General features: G+C 45.0%; 13 protein-coding genes. 10 read left to right on the forward strand and 3 right to left on the reverse strand.

The window, feature by feature from the left end:
• The first annotated feature begins 89 nt into the window (after positions 1 to 89).
• The gene (locus ABQ275_RS04595; protein ID WP_349317099.1) at positions 90 to 968 is read left to right on the forward strand and encodes an AraC family transcriptional regulator; all 879 of its coding nucleotides are present in this window, start codon (positions 90 to 92) and stop codon (positions 966 to 968) included.
• An 82-nt stretch (positions 969 to 1,050) separates the two neighbouring features.
• Here the strand turns inward: ABQ275_RS04595 and ABQ275_RS04600 are convergent, their stop codons facing one another.
• Positions 1,051 to 1,923 carry an AraC family transcriptional regulator gene (locus ABQ275_RS04600; protein ID WP_349317100.1) on the reverse strand — a complete coding sequence of 291 codons (873 nt, stop codon included), beginning with the start codon at positions 1,921 to 1,923 and terminating at the stop codon, positions 1,051 to 1,053.
• A 228-nt stretch (positions 1,924 to 2,151) separates the two neighbouring features.
• Here ABQ275_RS04600 and ABQ275_RS04605 point away from each other — a divergent pair, with 228 nt between their 5' ends.
• The 9 genes from ABQ275_RS04605 (at position 2,152) to ABQ275_RS04645 (ending at position 16,287) form a co-directional block, all read left to right on the forward strand.
• A complete protein-coding gene (locus tag ABQ275_RS04605; RefSeq protein ID WP_349317101.1) occupies positions 2,152 to 3,561 on the forward strand; it encodes a sugar porter family MFS transporter in 1,410 nt (469 codons plus the stop codon).
• Positions 3,562 to 3,736: 175 nt separating this feature from the next.
• Positions 3,737 to 5,161 (forward strand): hypothetical protein, encoded by a 1,425-nt coding sequence (locus ABQ275_RS04610; RefSeq protein ID WP_349317102.1) that lies wholly within the window; start codon positions 3,737 to 3,739, stop codon positions 5,159 to 5,161.
• A 180-nt stretch (positions 5,162 to 5,341) separates the two neighbouring features.
• The gene (locus ABQ275_RS04615; RefSeq protein WP_349317103.1) at positions 5,342 to 6,118 is read left to right on the forward strand and encodes an SDR family oxidoreductase; all 777 of its coding nucleotides are present in this window, start codon (positions 5,342 to 5,344) and stop codon (positions 6,116 to 6,118) included.
• A 35-nt stretch (positions 6,119 to 6,153) separates the two neighbouring features.
• Entirely contained in the window at positions 6,154 to 7,395 is a 1,242-nt protein-coding gene (locus tag ABQ275_RS04620) for a mandelate racemase/muconate lactonizing enzyme family protein (RefSeq protein WP_349317104.1), read from the forward strand.
• Positions 7,396 to 7,400: 5 nt separating this feature from the next.
• Entirely contained in the window at positions 7,401 to 8,696 is a 1,296-nt protein-coding gene (locus ABQ275_RS04625) for an aminotransferase class III-fold pyridoxal phosphate-dependent enzyme (RefSeq protein WP_349317105.1), read from the forward strand.
• A 9-nt stretch (positions 8,697 to 8,705) separates the two neighbouring features.
• Positions 8,706 to 10,223, forward strand: a complete 1,518-nt coding sequence (locus ABQ275_RS04630) for a M81 family metallopeptidase (protein WP_349317106.1) — start codon at positions 8,706 to 8,708, stop codon at positions 10,221 to 10,223.
• A 253-nt stretch (positions 10,224 to 10,476) separates the two neighbouring features.
• Positions 10,477 to 13,623 (forward strand): TonB-dependent receptor, encoded by a 3,147-nt coding sequence (locus tag ABQ275_RS04635; protein ID WP_349317107.1) that lies wholly within the window; start codon positions 10,477 to 10,479, stop codon positions 13,621 to 13,623.
• Between the two features lie 65 nt (positions 13,624 to 13,688).
• Entirely contained in the window at positions 13,689 to 15,122 is a 1,434-nt protein-coding gene (locus ABQ275_RS04640) for a RagB/SusD family nutrient uptake outer membrane protein (protein WP_349317108.1), read from the forward strand.
• A 31-nt stretch (positions 15,123 to 15,153) separates the two neighbouring features.
• Positions 15,154 to 16,287: a hypothetical protein gene (locus tag ABQ275_RS04645; protein WP_349317109.1), complete on the forward strand. Its 1,134-nt coding sequence runs from the start codon at positions 15,154 to 15,156 to the stop codon at positions 16,285 to 16,287.
• 39 nt (positions 16,288 to 16,326) lie between these two features.
• Here ABQ275_RS04645 and ABQ275_RS04650 read toward each other — a convergent pair whose 3' ends face one another.
• Both ABQ275_RS04650 and ABQ275_RS04655 read right to left on the reverse strand, forming a co-directional pair.
• Positions 16,327 to 17,109 (reverse strand): nucleotidyltransferase domain-containing protein, encoded by a 783-nt coding sequence (locus ABQ275_RS04650; RefSeq protein ID WP_349317110.1) that lies wholly within the window; start codon positions 17,107 to 17,109, stop codon positions 16,327 to 16,329.
• A 20-nt stretch (positions 17,110 to 17,129) separates the two neighbouring features.
• The gene (locus ABQ275_RS04655) at positions 17,130 to 22,013 is read right to left on the reverse strand and encodes a PKD domain-containing protein (protein ID WP_349317111.1); all 4,884 of its coding nucleotides are present in this window, start codon (positions 22,011 to 22,013) and stop codon (positions 17,130 to 17,132) included.
• Between the last annotated feature and the right edge of the window lie 85 nt (positions 22,014 to 22,098).

The raw sequence follows: 22,098 nt of genomic DNA on the forward strand, positions 1-22,098 counted from the left end.
AGTAGATCGGCTATAACTTCTCAGGACAATTGACTTATTTCAGCATTATTTTGACTTTTTTAACTCAATTACTTATTTTCACTGGCAATATGAAGCCATTTTTTGCTACACCGGGTGATAAAAGTCTGGAAGAAAGTGTTTTCCAGGTAAAGGAAATTAATCAGCCATATTTCTCCACGGAGTTTCATTTTCACCATGAATGCCAGCTGGTGTACGTGGTAGAAAGCGCCGGCCGCCGTATCATAGGAGATAGCATCGAATATTTTGAGAGCGGGGAGTTAATCTTTGTTGGCTCAGAAACACCACATGTATGGCATAATGAACAACAATATTTTACGGGAGAGAAAAAACTGGTAGCCCGTTCCCTGGCGGTATATATTTCGCCTGATTTATTGGTAGAGCATCTTTCTCCGTTTGGTGATATCGCTTCCCTGAAGTTATGGCTCAAAAAAGCGCAGCAGGGTATACAATTTCAGGGGAAAGTGAAAAATGAGATCGTGGCTATTATGCAGGCGATGCTCACGCAAAAAAGAATGGAACAGATCATTTCTTTTATTTCCCTGCTACAGAAAATGACAACCACTAAAGAATACCGGTTATTGGCAGGCAGCAATTATGTAAATCTCTACAGCGATAAAGATCAGTCCAGGATGAATGATATTTTTACATTCATTTTCCAACACTTTAAAAGAGATATTCCTTTGCCGGAAATTGCAGCAGTAGCGGGGATTAACGTACATTCCTTCTGCCGTTTTTTTAAAAGCAGGACACAAAAATCATTTACCCGCTTTGTTAATGAATTGAGGATAGGGCATGCCTGTAAACTGATGCAGGAGAGAAATTTATCCATGCAGGAACTATCCGTCAAATCGGGTTATAATAATACGACCAACTTTAATCGTTTCTTCAAAAGGATCAAAGGTAAAACGCCCAGGGAATACAAAAAAGAACTGCATAATATTTATTGATTTATTGATTTTGGAATTTAGGTATTTAGAAAATGCAGCGGAGATTGTTATATGGTCTGTTTTATCGGGAGATAATTTCCGGTCAGATATCTTTCAGGTATTTTCTCGCATAAGCTTTGGCTGTTAGCCCCGTGATCAGTCTGAATTGCCTGTTGAAATGCGACAGGTTATTATAGCCGGATTCGTAAGAAATTTCCGTGATTGTCATATCGCTTTTTATGAGCAGTTTGCAGGCGTTCAATATTCTTATTTCATTGAGCAGCTGGAAGCATGTTTTATTTGTCCTGGACTTGAAATACCTGCAGAAAGAGGCTTTGCTGAGGTTTACGAGTTCTGCTACTTCTTCAATCTTTATATCCCGGTTATAATTTTTCATCAGAAAATTCATCACCTTATTTATCCGCTCAGTGTCGGTCATGTTTACTGAATTGGCGTATCCGGGGCTGGACAGCAATTCATAATCTTTTGTATTGGCAATTTTGTCGAGTGTTTTTAAGAATAGGGTCAGTCGGTCTATGCCGGAAGAATGATATACCTGTTTTATTAATTCCGAAATTTCTTTGTGGTCGTTTCCATTGATTAGCACTCCCTGCTGTGCGCGTAAAAATAATTTTTTGATGTGCGTAAATTCAACAAGGTTGAAAAATTCTGATGATAGGGAGTCGTCCTGGAAATGGATCACATATACATCTACTTTCAGGTCTTCATTATGCTGATAGAAATCTTTATCATTTCTCCACACATGCGGCAGATTCGCACCGATAAACATGAGATCTCCATCCGTAAAATTGCCGATATGGTTTCCCATAAACCGGATGCCATAACTTTTTTCTACAAAGATGATTTCATATTCCGGATGGTAATGCCACGGGTAATCCATATAATCAGTAATCTCCCGTTTTACTGCAATGGAAGAGGAATCACTCAGGAAGATCTTTTCAAGCGCCGGCTGCATAGTTTCTCATTTATATTGTTGCTGAAAATAGGGAATATTGCATAAACATGCAAATATAGTGTCCTTAACGGAGAATATTGAGGTTGTATAAATGTGAGGCAAACGATAGTTTTGTTTGCTATAATAGGGTTGTTGTGAAAACGGAATGTCAATCAAAATAGCAGGTAAGGAGTAATAAAGGCTGTATCATACAGACTGAAAAATTAACAAACAAGATAAGAATAGACTATGAGTAATGCACCCGGTGGGAAAGCGAATAAATCGTATATATATATAATAGCCCTGGTAGCTTCCATAGGCGGATTTTTGTTTGGCTATGACCTGGTTATTATTTCGGGTGCGTTGCCATTCCTGGGGCAGTCTTTTAGTCTGTCTCCGGCCATGAAAGGGTTTGCTGTAAGCAGCGCAATATTGGGCTCTATTACAGGGCCTTTAATCGGGTTGTGGCTGGCCGACCGCCTGGGCCGCCGCAAAACGATGATGCTGGCAGCTATCTTTTTTATGATATCCGCAGTAGGAAGTGCGTTGGCTTTTGGTATCTGGGATTTTGCTTTCTGGCGTTTTGTGGGTGGGTTGGGAATTGGGCTGGCCATGATGTCTTCACCTATTTACATTGCTGAGTTGTCTCCTCCGCACCTTCGCGGGGTATTGGTGAATGTAAACCAGTTGTCGAATGTAATAGGCATTAACCTGGCTGTTATTGCCGGCTACTATTTTTCTTTTGATGGCTGGGGCTGGCGCTGGATGATGATTTCAGGCGCTGTACCAACTATCTTTCTCATACTGGGACTGCTGGTCATACCGGAAAGTCCGAGGTGGTTGGTAGCGCAAAAACGCAACGCAGAAGCACTCCGGATATTAACAAGAATTAATAGTGCCGCCATCGCCGCGAAAGAACTGGCGGAGATTGAGGGGAGCCTCGTGAAAGAGTCGGCGGGTGAGTTTAAGGAGTTGTTTCAGCCGGGCATAAAAACGGCTTTTTTTATAGCGATCATACTGATGATCTTCTCACAGATCAACGGCGTAAATATGATGTTGCTGTATGCACCTACTATCATGGCGGAAGCCGGTATCAGCATGGGTTCTGATGCCATACTCAGTTCTATCCCTGTATACCTGGTGATCTTTTTATGCACCCTGGCCGCATTCCCGCTCATTAAAAAATTCAGCAGGAGAGGATTGTTAATTACCAGTGTTTCCCTGATGACTATCGGTCACCTGGTAATGGCGGTTAACCTGCAACAGGGCTGGCCTCCCATGTTTACACTGATCCCGATGTTTATCGGTACCGGTGCCTTTACACTGGGATTTGCGCCACTCAGCTGGATCATTGTATCCGAAATATTTCCTAACCGTATACGGAGTAAGGCGCTTGCAGTGGTCTGCTTTTTCCTCTATGTATCTTCTTTTGTTATTGCACAGCTGTTTCCCATGATTACCGACTTCTTTGTTAAACATTATGGGAATGCTGCCGGCGTATACTTAATCTTTGCCGGTATCTGTTTTACCTGCGTGGTGTTTTGCTGGAAAAAAGTACCGGAAACAAAAGGATTGAGTTTGGAAATGATCGGTAAGTTCTGGTTAGATGATGTAGCGGCAAAAGCACAAAAAAAAGAACCGGCCATCCCTGACTTGTAAACTATAGGAAATCACAACGATTGCCTGGGATATCTATTTCTATAAGTTGACTTATTTATTCTGATAAACTATTGTTTTTCCCGATTGATTTGGATATAATTGAGTAATCAATTGGGGAGTCAGAAAGTAATGACGTCAGTACATTACTTTTATTAATAATCAGCAATATTTTATTATGAATTTTAAGGATCTGCTTATAGGCTGGGCCATGGAAGATATTACGCCTTTGGGTCCTGCTGTTTTATTCGGGCAATATTATGATAGACTGGCACAGTATATCGAAAGCCCGCTCACAGCAACAGCCTGTGCATTTGAAAGGGTGGCTGAAAATGGCGTGAAGGAGCAGGCTATTATGGTGTCTGTGGATCTTATCTGGTGTACTGCTTTATTAAAGACGCGCCTGAAAGAACGCATAAAATTGATATTAGCTGACTTTGATGTTAATAACCTGGTTGTAAATGCCACGCACACACATTCTGCACCGGAACCGGATGTAACAGGTGACTATGGAAAGATGGTGGTAGAAAAACTGGCAGATGTAATTGCTGCTGCGTGGAAAAACAGAAAGCCCGCTACAATTGGTAGTAGCGCAGGATATGCAGTGGTAGGCCATAATAGAAGGATACGGTATGCAGATGGTTCCGCAGAAATGTATGGGTCGCTCAACCGCCCGGATTTTATAGGCATAGAAGGAACAGCAGATAGTGCTGCTGACATGATCTTTTGCTGGGATGAAGCGGAGCAATTAACCGGCATCATCATGAATGTTCCTTGTCCCGCGCAGGTGACGGAAGCAAAATATTTTGTCTCTGCTGATTACTGGAGTGAAGTAAGAAAACAACTCAAACAATATTTTAATCGGGATGTGTACGTGCTGGCGCAATGCGGTGCTGCCGGCGATATCTCTCCCCGCGACCTGACCAGGCCATATGCCACAGATAAACCCGATATGTGGGATGTACCCGGTATCGTTGCAATAGGTGAAAGCCTCCTGCAGCTGGTAAAAGAGGCTTACCCCGAAGCGAAAAAAAGGAGGCAGATAAAACCTGTTTTCAAACATCTTGTTAAACAAATTGATATTCCTTTCAGGAAAGTAAGTGAAGCAGAATATAACAACGCCCTTGTTATTGTAAAGAAGATACGCGCCAGGGAGCCCGCTGATCCTGGTTCTCCGCTGACTGCTTTCAACAGGTTTCTCTCAGAAGTGAAGGAGAATGAAAAGTTAAAACAATATGGCCCCTGGGACAATAAGGATTCCGATTATGGTATTTTGAGACTGGCGGAAATTATAACAGCGCAATACAGCCATCAGCAAAAACATCCTTATTATCATATGGAGCTACATGTCATCCGGCTTGATGACGTAGTTTTTGCTTCAAATTCATTCGAGCTTTTCGTTGATTATGGTTTTATGATTAAAGGGAGGAGTAAAGCCGCGCAAACTTTTATTGTACAGCTAAGTGATGACTATGCCGGTTATCTGCCTACGCAAAGAGCCCTGGAAGGCGGCGGCTACAGTGCCACGGCCAATCCTGTTGGCCCGGATGGCGGGCGTATATTGGTAGAAGAAACCATTTCGGCAATAAACAGTCTTTTCTGATTCAACGCATTTTCCTGTTATACCTGAAAACGGCCTGATTAAAATCCGGGCCGTTTCTTTTTGTGCGGTTACAGCGATAATTACAAATATAGTGTCGTGAAATGAAACTATAGTGGCTGTTTAAATGCCTGCTACACGATACTTTTGTTTGGTACATGATTGCAATTATAACTAAGCATAATGAAACAAGATAACGACAGTAGAACAAGAAAAAAATGTCTGGTTACGGGTGGCGCAGGAGGGTTGGGGACAGCAATTTGTACAACCTTGTTACTGGCAGGTTATCAGGTGTTCATGCACGACCTGCCTGAATCGCCGGGAGCGGTGCTGGCAGCAGAGATGAACAAAACAGCGGGAGAAGACCTGGTTACTTTTATTGCAGGCGACCTGTCGGACCTCCCCGCTTTACGCGAACAATGTGTACCGCTCTTAGCAGCAACAGGCGGTATTGATGTGCTGATTAATAATGGCGGCATAGATACCATCGGCGCGCTTGATGAAGTATCGTTAGATGAATTTCACAGTACACAAACGATTAATGCCAGTGCAGCCTTTGTGCTTTCACAGGCGTTAAGTCCGGGTATGAAGGAATTGGGAGGCGGACAGATTGTAAATGTCATGAGTATCATTCTGAGTGGAGGATGGAATGCGCGCGTGCCATATGCTATGTCAAAAGGGTCCCTGCTGGGACTCACGCGTGCTTTGGCGCGGGAGCTGGGTCCATTCAATATCCGGGTGAATGCCGTGAGTCCGGGTGCTATTCCTACCAACATGGAACGGAAGTTCTGGAAAGACAGCCGCGAAGAGCTGGACAAATTTATTCTTGAAAGACAATCCCTGAAATTCCGCGCTACGCCGCAGGATGTAGCAGATGCGGTTTATTTCCTGGTATCAGAACAGAGCCGTTTTATTACGGGTCATGAATTACATGTTAATGGTGGTTGGTACATGGGATAATTTCCTCACCACTGCTGTGTAAAATAACAAAAAGTATGTCGAAAATTACGATAACAAAAATTGAAACCGTACAGATATCGCATTTGCTTTTACTGCGGGTGCATACAGATGCCGGTATTATCGGCAATGGGGAAACCTATTATGGCGCTGGCGCAGTAGCATCAATATTGCATGACTGGATGGCGGATCGCCTGCTGGGTGAAAATGCACTTGATATTGAAAAGCACTGGCGTTTTTTTTACGAACGTTTTATGAATTTCGGAGGCCGCGGTGCCGAACTGAGGGCGCTCTCCGCGCTGGACCTGGCGTTGTGGGATATTTTCGCACAAAGTTGTCAGTTGCCCGTATGGCAATTGCTGGGCGGACGGACACGGGATGTATTGCCTGCTTACAACAGTGCAGGAGGCACCAGTTACGGTATTCCCGTTTACGCTAAGGATAAGGTAGCAGTGCCATCAAAACATTTCTGGCCGGGCTATGGCAGCCCCGGTTTCGACGGCCCGCTGGAAGATAACTGGGCCTGTATAAACCGGCCGGCGGATTATGCAGCAGAATTACTGAAGGAAGGCTATACCGCTATGAAGGTGTGGGCGCTGGACCCATTGGCACACAGACCCGGAGGAGCACTGCACTTATCCCGGAAAGAGTTGCGGGCAGCGTTGGACCCTTTATTCCAAATCAGGGAAAGGGTAGGTTATGATATTGAAATCATGCTGGATGGTCACGGCTTTTTTCAATGGCCGGCAGCGATGCGTATTGCAGAGATGATGCGGGAAATTAAACCGCTCTGGATGGAAGATGTTTTGCGCGTAGATAATCTGGACCTGGTGAAAAAATTCCGCGACGAAGCCGGTGTACCCATTGCCGTTAGTGAGATGTTGACTACCAGGGATGATTACCGCCGTGTGCTGGAGACCCAGGCGGCAGACTATATTATGATTGATCCTACCTGGGTAGGTGGTATTTCTGAAACAAGACGGATCACAGAAATATCCAGCCCTTATAATATTCCTGTTACCATGCACGATTGTACCGGGCCATTAACCTTACTGGCGGGGATACAGGTAGGTATCAGTAATCACAATGTGGTATTCCAGGAAAGTGTGCGGGCTCATCTCCGGGTGGTGTATGAGCAGTTGATTGATCAGAAAATAGTGGTGGAAAACGGTTGTATAAAGGCGCCTGAACGGCCCGGTATCGGGGCGGCCTGGTTGCCGGAATTGTTTACAGCTGCTTCTCCGTCTTATCGGGTCTCCACATTCACCAAAAAAAATTAAACAACATGGCTTCTATACTGAATACCACCCACTCACAGGAATATTATGCCGCAGCATGCGAAGTAATTCCCTGTGGGGTTTCCAGCTCCATGCGGAAAAATGTAAAGCCGCTGTTGTTTTTTGAACGGGCAGATGGTCCTTATTACTTTGACGTAGACGGGAACAAGTATATTGATTACACCCTCGCATGGGGACCATTGATCGCAGGCAGTAATCATCCGTTAATAAATAAAGCGGTATGTGATCAGTTGCAGAAAAGTTATACACTTGGTGCGCAGCACCCGCTGGAAGTTGCCCTGGCAGAAAAGCTGGTGGGATTACTTCCGGGCGTGGAACAGGTGGCTTTCAGCAATACAGGCAGTGAAGCCGTTCAATCGGCCATACGTATAGCCCGCACTTACACCGGACGAAAGAAAATTGTAAAGTTTGAAGGGCATTATCATGGTTGGTTGAATAATGTACTGGTGAGTTATAAACCGCAGGCTGCACAACTGGGTGTTCCTACACCAACATGTGGCGGACAACCCGCAGCTGAATTTGAAGATACACTGGTATTACCCTGGAATGATATCGCGGCACTGGAACAGTTAATGGCAACAAGAGGTGAGGAAATTGCCTGTGTCATTACAGAACCAATACTGGCTAATTCCGGCTGCTGCATGCCGCAGGAAGGTTATTTGCAAGGAGTGATAGACTGTTGCCGGAAGTATGGCGCCGTGTCCATTTTTGATGAAGTAATTACCGGTTTTCGTATAGCCCTGGGCGGTGCACGCACTTATTTCGACTTACATCCGGATATGTCTGTTTATGCCAAAGCGATTGCAGGCGGCTTTACCATGGCTGCCATCGGTGGCCGCAAAGTATTGTTTGATGTGATCCGTGATGGTAAAACCATTCATGCAGGCACTTACAATGGAGCTTCGGTGAACCTGGCCGCTTCATTGGCTACCATTAACATCCTGTCGGAAGAGAACTGCTATGAAAAAATGCACGCGCACGGTAATGCACTGAAACAACACATCACGCAGGTAGCCGGAAATGCAGGTATCCCTTTAATAACATCTGGTACGGGAACTGTTTTCAGTATGCATTTTGGACTGAAAAAACCACCTCTTAATTATGAAGATACCTTGCAGGCAGATATGACCCTGTTCGGTAAATTCAGGCTGGGGATGCTGGAACAAGGCATACACCTGTTGCCCGATGGCCGCTGGTACGTAGGCGCCAGTCATACCGACACAGAACTCGCCGACACAAAAAGAGCGATAGAAAAAGTATTTGCTGAACTGACTGCTAGCTAAGTATTGTATATGACAAACACCATTTTTGTTTCCGGCCTTTTTCATGAAACACATACTTTCCTCCGCGATAAAACGGAGCTGGCACATTTTAAAGAAGTGTCATTATATCATGGACAGGAGATTTTGGAACATAACCAGGATAATAGCTCGCCGATGGATGGCTTCCTGTCTTATGCGCGGGAGAAAAAGTGGCAGGTGATCCCCGGCGTACAACTGGCCGCCATGCCTTCCGGAACGGTAAAAGAAGACGTGATAACATATTTCAGAAAACATTTCTTTTCCAGCCTGGAAAAGGTATGTGATAGCATAGATGCTGTTTACCTGGTACTGCATGGCGCTATGGTAAGTGAAAATACCCCTGATGTGGAAGGTAGTTTACTGGAGGAGTTGCATCATTTTTTACAGCGTAAAGGCAGGGATATTCCGGTGGTAGCGGTATTGGATCTTCATGCCAATGTATCTCAGAAAATGATGGATTACAGTACCTGTATGTATGCCTACCGGAAAAATCCGCATACAGATGCAAGGGATGCCGCCATCCGGGCAGCACAGTTACTCGATCATATACTAACGCATCCGGATGTACGAAAAGTATATCATCAGAGCCGGCATATTATTCCGCCAACAGGTTTGGGTACAGCTGCTGAGCCCATGAAATCCCTGTTGATGCATGCCGCAGCAATAGAAGCATCCGACCCGGATGTGCTTTGTATTAATGTAATGGGCGGCTATGCCTATGCAGATATTCCTGATTGCGGATTTAGTCTTGGTTGTTATACAAAAGGTGATACGGAAAAAGCCAGGATTTATTTAGCGGAGCTGATGGCATTGCTGGAAGAAAATTTAATCAGTGCTTATCCTCCTGAAAATTCACTGGAAGAAGTATGGACAATACTCCGTAACGAACCGGATGTAACAGCACCGGTACTCCTTATTGAAGCATCAGATAATATTGGTGGTGGAACACCGGGAGATGGCACGGGTATCCTGGCTCCTTTGCTGGCAACAGGGAGGAAAGGGATCATTGCTGTTATAAATGATGCCGTGGCTGTTCAACAATGTTACGGTGTGGGTATCGGTAAGGAGATCACATTGGCTGTTGGTGCTAAAACAGATCATTTTCATGGCGACCCCGTTCAGTTGCAGGGGAGCATCAGGCATCTCAGTGATGGCCGGTTTGAATTAGAGAATAAGAATTCTCACCTGGCATCTATATCAGGAGCATATGTAAATATGGGATCTTGTGCCGTGATTGAAAATGAGCAGGCCATCGTTTTATTAACGAGCCATAAAACACCGCCGATGGATATTGGACAGTTACGTTCACAGGGTATACAACCGGAAGCAGCCGCTTTTATTATTGTCAAAGCAGCGGTATCACACAAGCAGGCTTATGATCCTATTGCAAAAAGAAGTTTTTATATCGATAGTCCCGGACTTTGCACCAGTTACCTGGAACGGTTGCCGTATCAGCATATCGGTGATAAACAAGTATCGCTTACTACACAAAAAGGAATCAATGCCTGATGGTTTGATTAACCTAAACCAACTATTATGCAAATATGATGTCGAAGAATGAAAATTACGTGTCCATTTAGCATGTTTACAAAGCGTATTTTTGATTGTATGAAAGATAGCCTGTGTAGCGGGTTTCATCAGTACAGGAAAAATAATGATCAACCAGAAAAAAGTTGTTTATCTGCAAACAGCTTAACATAACCGGGTATGTTTTATCCGGTTGTCAGGTATCCCAATTTTTGATTAATAGAAGTATTTCACTATGAATGTATCAGCAGTTTTATTAATTGTTTTTTCCTTAACGACGGCCAATGCTGGAATAGCAGGTGCCACAGGAATGAACCTTACACCGGGGGATGCGGGTGCAATCCGGAAGTTAAACCAATCAGGTATTTCAGGGAAAGTTACCGATTCCCAGGGCAACCCATTGGAAGGCGTGTCTGTATTTATTAAAGGCACACAGCGCGGAACCATAACGGATGCGGATGGCAGGTATACCTTGCCCGCATCAAAAGGGGAAGTGCTGATTGTCAGAATTACAGGATACAAAGAACAGCAAGTACTGATCGGAGAAAGAAGCACTTTAAACATAGGATTGGATCGTGCATTATCCGACCTGGATGAAGTAGTGGTTGTTGGTTACGGTACACAATCCAAACGGGTACTAACTACCGCTATTACAAAAGTTTCCGGTGCAGAAATCAATAAATTACCGGTAACAAATCCGGGTGATGCATTAGCCGGATTAGCTGCGGGCGTACAAGTGCAATCGAGTGCAGGCGGTACGCCGGGCGTAGCGCCTACTGTGCGTATCCGCGGAATCGGTTCCCTGGGAGCTTCCAATGATCCGTTGTATGTAGTAGACGGCTACCCGCTGCCAAATGTGGCGCAGTTTCAGCGGATCAATGTATCAGATATTGAATCTATTGATGTATTGAAAGATGCAGCGTCTGCAGCCATTTACGGATCCCGTGCTGCCAATGGTGTTGTTATTGTAACAACCAAACGTGGCAAGGCCGGTAAAACCGGTTTTAACGTGAGCGCATACACCGGTATTCAACAAGTATCCAAACGGATGAAAATGATGAACCGGGATGAATATATTAAATATGCAATCGATGCCAGGAATGCCCAGGGGCTTCAGTATCCGGATATATTTAACAACCCGGAACAGTTAGCCAACACCAACTGGCAGGATGAAATTTTCCGTAGCGCGCCGATGTCTGATGTACAGATAAGTGCCCGTGGTGGAAATGAAATGGTAAGATTTTCTATCTCAGGAAATTATACAAGACAGCAGGGTACCATGATCGGCACAGATTATAAAATGGGATCGGTAAGAGCAAATATAGATGCTACACTTACAAAAAAGCTGAAGATCGGTGCCAGTTTAGCGCCTTCCTTTACCACTACCAACAGCAAACCCGCTCCTGGTAGCGGCGGACCAGCATCCTATGTGCCGGTATATGCTGCGCTGCTGATGCCACCCGTTGTTCCGGCCCGCCTGGAAAACGGTGATTACGGACAAAATAATGTAATGCCATTTACCCAGTATGGTTTTGCCGAAACAGGTATCCATAATCCTTTGGGCGTATTGGAATTGTATAAAAATGAACAGCAATATTCAGGACTTCTCAGTAATATTTTTCTCCAGTGGGAACCTATCAAGGGACTGGAGTTTAAAACACAGGGAGGCATTACGAATGGCTCAACAACAGTAGAAGAATATACGCCTTCTACTTTAGGTTACAGTGGTGCTCCTTTCGCCAATCTATCATCGCCTGTTTTATCAGGTATTGCCAGCCAGGTTAATAATAACCGGATTATTGGCTGGTTATGGGAAAATACCCTGACCTATTCAAAAACACTCAGAGATGATCATCATCTCTCCGCGTTACTGCTATATTCCATGCAGAAATACAAGGGCACCAGCACAGCTTCAAGAGGCCGGGCAGGTACCTTTGCCAATGACCTGGTACATAATCCTACCGCAGCAACTGACCAGATTGGTTCATTGGGATATGAGCTGAATAGCTTTCTCTCCTATGCCGCGCGTGTGAACTATGACTATAAAAACAAATACCTGGTATCCGGATCCATACGTACAGATGCCTCTTCCAGGTTTGGACCCGACAACCGCTTTGGTGTATTCCAATCCTATTCTGCCGGTTGGCGGATTACAGAAGAACCGTTTATGGCAGGTCAGCGTTTCTTTGATGAGCTGAAGATCAGGGCCAGCTACGGTGAAACAGGGAATGCAAATATTGGTGATTTTACCTGGATGAGCGGCGTGGGCTATGCTAACTACAGTTTGAATTACCAACGTGTGCCGGGTGTATATCAAACCGGGTATGTAAACCGGGATCTTACCTGGGAAAAAAATAAACAGGTGGATCTGGGACTGGAAGCATCTTTCCTGAAAGAAAGAATATATCTGACGGTTGATCTTTATAAGAAAACAACAGACGGTATGCTCTTCTCCAAAGAATTACCGGGTGTAATGGGATATGCATCTGCCTTTCAAACCAATATTGGCAAATTGCAGAATACCGGGATTGAAGTGGATATCACCAGCCGTAATATGAAAGGCGCCTTTACCTGGAATACAAGTCTTAATATCAGTTACAATAAATCGAAAGTGCTGGACCTGGGTGGCAGACAATCGCTCAATACCTATGATGGCACTGGCGGATGGCCCAACGTGTATAAGATAGAAGTGGGCGAACCACTGGGTAATATGTACGGATTTATTATCGACGGTGTTATCAAAAATACAGAAGAGTTGAACAAAGGTGGCCAATGGCCAGGATCGGGTGTGGGTGATTATAAAATAAGAGATGTGAATGGAGATGGAAAAATAGATGAAGGCGACCGCACCTTATTAGGAAACGGATTTCCGGATTTCATTTATGGGATCACCAATAATTTCTCTTACAAAAATTTTGATGCAAGTATTATTATCCAGGGAACACTTGGCAACAGTGTGATCAATGGTGCGGGTCGTCATACAGAACTATGGGTAGGAAGATTCAATGCTGTGAAGGATATGGTAGATAACTATTTTTTACCCAGTGCGCCGGACAGGGATGTGAAATACGCCCGCGTGGGCAACAGGTCAGGATTCAGTACTGCCGGCCAGTTAAGTTCTTATGCAGTATATAGCGGCTCCTTTTTGCGGGTAAGGAATCTAACGGTAGGGTATACCCTGCCTGATGCCATTACAAAACGACTGCGGTTGCAATCAGCCAGGTTTTACCTGACAGGACAAAACCTGTTTACGATATCAGATTACCCCGGCTTTAATCCGGAACCCAGTCAGTATGGCACCTCTGTTTACCAGCCGGGCTCAGATCAGGGAGGTTATCCGATGAATAAAAGTTTCATGTTCGGTATCAACATTGGGTTTTAATTGATCCTGTAGAAAAAACAGTTCGTTTACAGCAATGATAAACGGTCACAAATAATTATATTAAGATGAAAACGCGTAAATATAAATTTATTGGTATTGCCCTTTTCATGCTTTGCCAGCACATAGGTTGTAAGGATTTTGTAGATTTAAAATCGCCAACCGTTGTAAACAGGGATGAGTTCTTCAAACGGCAGTCGGATTTCACTGCGGCTGTAAACGGCTTATATAGCAACTTACGGTCTTACTACAACGGCTTTTACGTGGTAGGGGAAATCCCTTCTGATAATACGGAAGCAAATGGGTATACCCTGGGATTTGCTGATATGGATCAGCAAACCTGGTTGTCAAATAATTCTTCCATACAGGGTTCATGGTTAAGCGCCTATAGTGCTATTGCCCGCGCCAATATTATATTGGGAAGGATTGATGGCGTTACTATGGATGCAGCCCTGAAGGAACAATACAAAGCAGAAGCTAAATTTGTCAGGGCATTGATGTATTTTAACCTGACCCAGTTTTTCGGCGATGTACCGCTGGTATTGCAGGAAGTAAAAACAGAAGCCGAAGCGTATACTTATCTCCGGGAAACGTCTGATAAAATTTATGCGCAGATAGAAACCGATCTGTTGGACGCCATAGCTGGACTGCCGGCCACCTACACGGGTGCTGATATCGGAAGGGCGGCAAAAGGTGCGGCGCAGGGGCTTTTAGGAAAAGTATATGTTACGCATAAAAAATTCGATAAAGCTATTCCGGTACTGGAAGATGTGATCGGATCGGGTAATTATAAATTAGAGGACAGTTATGAAGGTCTGTTTAAAGTAGAGAACCGCAACAACAAAGAGATGCTTTTTTCTGTACAGTATCTTGGCAATGGAAACGGTGAAGGAAGTAATTTCTGTATCACTTTTGCACCCTTTGGCTCCGGCACGGAAATTACAACAGGTGGTAATCCGGCGGGTGCCAACCAGGGAACGCTTGATCTGTTCAATGCATTTGAAGCAGGCGATCTTCGTAAAAGTGTGGCGATTGCGGAATACCCGCTTACAAAAGCATTGTACACCCGCAAGTTTATGGATAGGCCCATTGCTGCCAATGAAGGGAATAATAACTGGCCGGTGCTGCGCTATGCAGATGTGTTGCTTTTATATGCGGAAGCATTAAATGAAAACGGCGCTACCGATGACGCTTTTGGACCACTGAATGAAGTGCGGGAACGTGCGGATCTGGGAGATTTGTCGGGCCTGGACAAGATAGCATTACGCGCCGCTATCCAGCAGGAACGTAGGGTGGAATTGTGTTTTGAAGGACATCGCTGGTTTGATCTGCTGCGTACAGGGAACATGGTATCGGTGATGACGGCATACAAAGAAAAATACAAAGGAATAGCCTACCTGGTAGAGTATTATGATGTGAATGCAAACAAGGCGCTGTTTCCTGTTCCATTCAGGGAAAGGAATTTAAACCCGAACCTGACACAGAATCCAGGATATAACTAAATTTTTTACGTGCGTAATAATTTCAACTGATATGCGGATAATAGTAATGCTTTCATTTTTGATGTGGTGCATGCCGGCGATGGTCATTGCCGGTACGGTGATCACTCCGAATGATTTTAAGAAAGGTACGGACAGCGACAGGATTGAAGCGGCCATTAGTGAAGCGATAAGAACGGGCGCCAATTCAATTGAAATTCCCCGGATCAATCAACAACGGAAAACAGCTATCTGGCTTATAGACCGTGCCATCCTCGTGCCTTCAGATTTCACCCTTATACTGAATGATTGCCTGATCCGCTTGTCGCCAGGTACCGGTGATAATATTATTACCAATGCCGGTGCGCGCACCAAACCTTTATCAGGAAATCAACATATCCGGATAATAGGCAAAGGCAACGCAGTTTTAAGTGGTGGGCTGGAAGCACATTTTAATCCTGCCGGCGACAGAAGCGGCTATCGTACCATCGGCATACTGTTGTATGATACAAAGCATTTTACCATCGAAGGATTTACGATGGAAGAAACCCAGGCATGGGCCATCTCCGTTGAAAACGGCTGTGCTGACGGCAGAATTGCCAACATCCATTTTGCTAACACCAACAAATTCCCTAACCAGGATGGTGTGGATATCCGGAAGGGCTGTCATGATATTGTGATCGAAAATATTACCGGTGTAACCGGTGATGATGTGATTGCATTAACAGGACTGAGAACTGCCAACGATACCGCTAGAACAACGATGCAGGTAGGTGGCCGCGAACCACGTGAGAACGATGATATTTACAACATAACCATTAGGAATATCCAGGCCAAGTGTATAGGCGGGCATGCGATTGTAAGATTGCTGAACCAGGATGGTATTAAGCTGTATAATATTTTTGTGTCGGATGTGATGGAAACATCTACCGCCGATGAAATAAGACCGGCAGCTGCTATCCGGATCGGTGAGGAAAGGTATTGGTCATCCAGGATGAATGTGTTGGGCGAAACGTATAATATTATAGTGAATAACGTGCTTTCCAGGGCGAAGACTACCGTGAAGATTGTAGGAACGCTCAAAAATTCAACTTTCAATAACATCACCGGATATGGTGGTAATTCACAAATTATTGAGTATGGGAATCAGCCGGTAGAAGGGCTGCAGATTAATGCTTCCCAGCTTTAAACTTAGCGACTAAAATAAACCGGTCATGCTGTGGCCGGTTTATTTTTTCTCTTCAACAGTTCTTAAATATTCAATTGCTTTCGTCGCTGTTTCAGTCTGTCTTTTTATATCTTCCCCAAAAAGTTGTTTGCTTAATTCATCATACAGTATAATACTATTTTTCAGTGCTGTTATAATCGCCGCCCTTTCATATACAGGGATGGTTAATATTAATTTTTCGAGATCGGGTTTTACCAGTCCTGTTTCCACTTTACGCACCCCTCTTGGCAGCTGCCCGTTTTTGATTTGCAGTAACGGACCTAAAATCGTCATGCGTATAAAAGCGAAGAAGTCGAGCGCCTCCATCCATTCACCTCTCCCGATTTTTAGTGTTGCATAGTGTATCCATATCCAGAAGCGATCTTCCATCCATTGATAATCAGGAAGTTGATAACGGGCTGCTGTTTCCGACAGTATTTTTTCCAGCTGACCATCTGTATCATGCAAAATAGCGGGGTCTTCTACCCGGGAATAAAATTCAGTTAGTGTCAGGAATTTAATATCCACATGCAATAGCGGATCATCATACAAACAGATTAAAAGCCTGGGTTCACCTACGTGTTCACCGGTAAATCCTGATAAAAATTTCCCGAAAGAACGGGCGTACGAAAACATCATTTCCCTGTTATCAGACACTTTTTCTTTGGTGACCAGGATGAGGTCGAGATCTGAATATTCATCCATTTCATTGGTGAGCCACGAGCCGCCCACCGTTAAACCTGTTATGGTATCATCTGCTTTAATAACGGTTAAAATATTTCTTATAAAATGTTCCTGTATCATAAGATATTTTTTCTGTTTCCCTATCTCACGAGTAATACACTCCCTTTAAATTCATATGTTTCCCCACTTTCGCAGACGGTCTGCATAAAATAAACATAGCTTCCCAGGGCGGCTTCTTTATTATTTTTACTACGGCCATTCCAGCCGGCAGACGGTGTATTGACCTGGAAATGTACGTTTTCGAAAACGAGGCTTCCCCAACGGTCATAGATGCGCAGGAAAGCGATTTCTTTTACCCCTTTTCCTTTCGGGTAGATGTATTCATTTTGCCCATCTTCGTTAGGTGTAAAAGCGTTGGGCATGTATACCGCTCCCTGGTTGCACAGGATATGCACTGTCATCTGATCCGTAGCCTTACAGCCATAGTTACTCTCTACTTCCAGTGTATACTTTGTAGTGAGGTTAGGAATGGCTTTTACGGTAGGGCAGGTAGGGCAGTCGAGTCCTTCCACCGGCGACCAGTTATAGTGTACCACATCATTGCTGGCCTTGGCGGTAATGTACAAGGGTGTTCCTGCCATCATTTCACGGTTAGGACCTATTTCCACGGTAGGATGCGGATCTACTTTTACCTGGAGGGATGCTTTGTCTGAAAAGCAGCCTTCTTTGTCGTATCCCGTAACGGTGTACGGATAAGTGCCCAGGCTTGTTAAGTTTGCCGTAGTGGCGTTGGCGTTAGGATTAGTCAGACCGGTACCTTCCCACTGATAAGCATCTGCGCCGGATGCATATAAAGACAGCACATCGCCCAAACAAAGCGAAGTATCCGGTGTAGCTTGTATCTTGAGTGGTTGCACTACGCGCAGCGTTACCTGGTCTGTATTGATGCAGCCTTTATTATCAGTAACCTTCACCTGGTAGGTGGTGGTGGTTTCAGGATTGGCCTGCGGGTTTGCTGTTTGCGGTGCACTCAGGCCCGTAGCAGGGGTCCATTCGTAGGAGCTTCCACCTGTTGCCTGCAATACGGTGGTGTTATGCAAACAAATGAATTCACTCAGGGAAGAGGCTTTTGCGGCCGGCAACGGCAGTACATTCAGGAGGTGGTTGGCAGTATCCGTACAGCCATCCTTATTGGTAATAACCAATGATACATTTGCTGGTCCTGCCTGAGAATAGGACTGCGACGCCGGTTTCTGTACATCCGCTATCTGCCCGTTACCCATATTCCATTTCCAGGTAACGTTGCTGCCATTGGCTACCTGGCCACTGAAATCTGCCGGTATGGCTATGCAGGTTTCGTCCGGACCGGTGATGGCGGCTACGGGTTTGGGATATACCATCGTGCTGGTTGTTACTGTTTGTTCACAACCATAAGCGGTGGTGGTAGTAAGACTAAAATCATATTTACCGGGCTTGTCAACATAGAACCCTGGTGTAGCGGTTGTTTCATTGGTTGGTACCAGGGAAGGATCGTAGGTCCATTTGTAAGTAGCTGGTTTGCCCAGGGAGTCGATAGAATAGCTGTTGAATTCCGGTGCGAAGGTAATGGTTCCTGCTCCGCAAAGTGTGGCCGATACCGGTTCTAATGATACATCCAGTTTGTCTATAACAATCGGATCAGGAAGCAGTGCACTGCCTTTACAACCCGAAGCATCCTTCAGTACAAGGCGTGGTTTATAAATGCCCGGCGATGTAAAAGCATGTTTTACTTTAAGGTCTGTTGTCTGCTGAATAATACCATCGGTAAAATCCCAGCTGAAGTCTGTCGCTCCCTGAGGGATAACGGTAAATTCAATTTCTTTTTGCATACATCCACCGCCGGAACTGGCCTTGATTTCAGCGTAAGGGCCTTTTACTTCTACCGTATCAATGTACGTATCTACTGAATTGGCTTCCCCGGTGGCGGTCAGGATCACCTGGTAGCGTCCCGATGTGGAATAAGTATGTAAAGGATTTGCTTCATCGGAGGTACCGCCGTCGCCAAAATCCCAATGACTGGTTTTATAATCCAGCGAAGTGTTGGTAAAGCGGAAAAGTACGGGTGCGCAGTTGCTACCGTTTACAAAGGATGCTTTGTAGGTGAAGGAGGCGCCAACAGCAGAAACTTTCACCTGGTTTTCCGTAACATCTTTACAACCGTTGTTGTCTGTGACCTGTAGCTTTACTTTATAAAGTCCTTTGTTGGCGTAATTGTTCATCACATTACCGGTGGCGGTGGATGATTTACCATCGCCAAAGTCCCAATTAACGCTGGTGATAGTGCCACCGGTTACATTTGACTTGTTGTTGAAATATACATCAGTACCGGGTTTGACAATATAGGCGCTGGCGTCAAAAACGGCATTGGGACCGTTCACCAGCAGGGCCTTGCCATTGAAGGTGCTGGTACAGCCTTCTTTATCTGTTACTTTAACTACGGGCTTATAGCTACCGGACTCGTCGTAAGTATGACGGAATGGCTCGCTGGTAAGGGTTTGTACGGGCGTACCATCACCAAAATCCCATTCCCATTGACGGATACCTGCACTATTACTTACATCACTGGCATCTGTAAAAGTGAGCTCACTACCATGGCATTTTGCTGCGGGAGAAATAAATTTCGCTACCGGTCCGCGTACATTTGTGGTTACGATATTGCTTTTGTCTACACAACCTTGCGTATTAGTGGCAGACAACTGTATTAATTGTTTGCCCGGCGCCAGGTTACGATAAACAAAGCTTTCCTGGCTGCCATTTTTATTATAATCAACGCCGTTAGCCATCCACTTATATGCCGAAGGATTGTATATCGCAGGATCGTAAGTGGTGATGCTGGCATCCAGCGGTTCATTGCTGCATAAGGTTGTTTTATCTGTGCTGATAACGACAGGAGAAGCTGCGATCACCGTTACCTTTAATGATTCGTAGGCCGTACATTGCCCGTTTGATACGGTAAGTTTTACAACATAGGTACCACTGGCCGGAAAAATATGCGTCAATGTACCTGTTTGGGTAGTATACGAAGTATCTGTTCCATCTCCCCAGTTCCATTCCCAACTGGTAGCACCCAGTGAGCGTTCTTCAAAGGTAAAGGTGGTTCTCCGGTCACAATCCACAGGTTTAACACTGAAGCGGGGGAATGGCGTTACCGCAGTAATATAGTTCTCTTTGGTAATGGTATTAAAACAGGTATGATTACCTACGGTTAGTTGTACGGTATAGGTTCCCGGTGCTTTGTAGCTGTGGCCTGTTTTTTCACCGGTGCCGGTGGTGTTGTCACCGAAATCCCATTTCCAGCTGTCGCCCAGGTCAGATTTATTGATAAATGCCGCAGCTTTGTTGCCGCATACAGTAGGGATATCCGGTGAATAAAATTCCGGTGTCGGTTTCGTATATACCTCTACGTTATTGGCTGTTTTGACAGTACCTGTACAACCATTGACAGTAGTATATTTCAGGCTTACCGGGTAACTACCGGCTTTGGCGTACAGGTGGGAAGGTGTGGCTGATGTGGAAGGAGCAGAGCCATCGCCGAAATCCCATGCATATGTTTGAATGAGGTCAGTGTTGTTGCTGGAAGCACTGAAAGTGGCGGTCAATCCTTCACAACCGCTGATGCCGGTGCCCACCGCTGTTATTTTTGTGGGGGCAATATTGACCTTGGTACTGCTGGTAACACTGCAACCTGCTGTATTGGTAGCTACCAGGGTGGCGTTGAAAACGCCTTCAGCCTGATAGGCGTGCGCAGGGTGCTGCGTGGTTGCCGTTTGTCCATCGCCAAAGTCCCATTTCCAGGAAGTGGCAGCAGGTGCATTATCATTAAAGGTAGCCGTTGCAGGCAGGTTACAGACAGGCGGCACTGCCACTGTAACATTAGCTTCCGGAGAAGGTTTTACATCAATATTTTTTTCTACCACCTCCACACATTTACCGTAGGTGGCGGTAAGCTTCACTTTTATAGGCCCTGCTGTTGTTGGCGTATAGGTGGTGGTGTTATCTGCATTAGTGGGTGATGGTTGCCCGTTAATCTCCCAGGCAACATTGGTCTGGTCCCCGGTGGGAAACACGCCGCTGAAAACAACCGGCGCATTGGTGCAGACCGGCGCCGGAAAAGTAATATCTGTCGTATAGCCGGCCACGTTGATGTCACTCATTGTTTTGACCGATGTACACTGACGTTCATTCGTTACCGTTAGTTTGATACTATGCAGGCCCTTGGTCGTAAAAGTATGGCTACCGGGATCTTTCAGGGTGGAAGTGGTACCATCATCAAATTCCCATTTATAGGTCAGGGTACCGTCTCCGGTGGAGGTATTGGTAAACTGAACATCAACAGGTGCCTTACAGAGGATCTTTTCGGCTACGGTGAAGTTGGCAACAGGCGCCGGTGTTACGGTCACCATTTTATCCACTAACTTATAGCTTGTACAGTTAAAGCTGTTGGTCACTACTAACGTTACTGGATATTGTCCTTCCCTTTTATAGGTATGTTGACTGCTCTTGCCGGTACCGGTGGTACCATCGCCGTAATCCCATGTATAGGTGGTTAGTGTGCCATCTACCGGATCTGATTTATCTGTAAAAGTGGTTTGAAAAGGTGCACAACCGGTTATTGAGGAGGCTGTGAAATCAACTACAGGCTTCGATCTCACAATGATGTAACCGGTTTTGGTAACAACATCTGTTTCTCCCGCTGCATTCTTTACAGTAAGCGTTACCGTATAGGTGCCTGGTTTAACATAAGATGCACTGGGATGTTGTTCGGTAGAAGAATATCCATTGCCGAAATCCCACCGCCAGGAGACGGGAGTGCCGGTTGATTTATCACTAAATGTTGTTAATAACAATTCACAATCACTGGTGGACGACGCACTAAAATCAGCTTTAATCTGTGCTCCGGCTGCCGATGAAATAAAACAGGCGGATAGCAGAATAAGCAACGATGATATAAGCGATTTATGCTTCGACAGTATAAAAAGGCTCATTATAAAGGATATGGTATGCGCCTAAATGTACATGATTATCAGCTATTTTTTGCGTTTATCTTATCGAGCACTGCCGTTATGCCTG

This window comes from Chitinophaga sp. MM2321 (assembly GCF_964033635.1).
Lineage (GTDB): Bacteria > Bacteroidota > Bacteroidia > Chitinophagales > Chitinophagaceae > Chitinophaga.

Coding starts and splice junctions, on each gene's coding strand:
- ABQ275_RS04600 (WP_349317100.1), bottom strand. CDS start 1,923: ATGCAGCCGGCGCTTGAAAAGATCTTCCTGAGTGATTCCTCTTCCATT.
- ABQ275_RS04650 (WP_349317110.1), bottom strand. CDS start 17,109: ATGATACAGGAACATTTTATAAGAAATATTTTAACCGTTATTAAAGCA.
- ABQ275_RS04610 (WP_349317102.1), top strand. CDS start 3,737: ATGAATTTTAAGGATCTGCTTATAGGCTGGGCCATGGAAGATATTACG.
- ABQ275_RS04595 (WP_349317099.1), top strand. CDS start 90: ATGAAGCCATTTTTTGCTACACCGGGTGATAAAAGTCTGGAAGAAAGT.
- ABQ275_RS04625 (WP_349317105.1), top strand. CDS start 7,401: ATGGCTTCTATACTGAATACCACCCACTCACAGGAATATTATGCCGCA.
- ABQ275_RS04640 (WP_349317108.1), top strand. CDS start 13,689: ATGAAAACGCGTAAATATAAATTTATTGGTATTGCCCTTTTCATGCTT.
- ABQ275_RS04635 (WP_349317107.1), top strand. CDS start 10,477: ATGAATGTATCAGCAGTTTTATTAATTGTTTTTTCCTTAACGACGGCC.
- ABQ275_RS04630 (WP_349317106.1), top strand. CDS start 8,706: ATGACAAACACCATTTTTGTTTCCGGCCTTTTTCATGAAACACATACT.
- ABQ275_RS04620 (WP_349317104.1), top strand. CDS start 6,154: ATGTCGAAAATTACGATAACAAAAATTGAAACCGTACAGATATCGCAT.
- ABQ275_RS04605 (WP_349317101.1), top strand. CDS start 2,152: ATGAGTAATGCACCCGGTGGGAAAGCGAATAAATCGTATATATATATA.
- ABQ275_RS04645 (WP_349317109.1), top strand. CDS start 15,154: ATGCGGATAATAGTAATGCTTTCATTTTTGATGTGGTGCATGCCGGCG.
- ABQ275_RS04655 (WP_349317111.1), bottom strand. CDS start 22,013: ATGAGCCTTTTTATACTGTCGAAGCATAAATCGCTTATATCATCGTTG.
- ABQ275_RS04615 (WP_349317103.1), top strand. CDS start 5,342: ATGAAACAAGATAACGACAGTAGAACAAGAAAAAAATGTCTGGTTACG.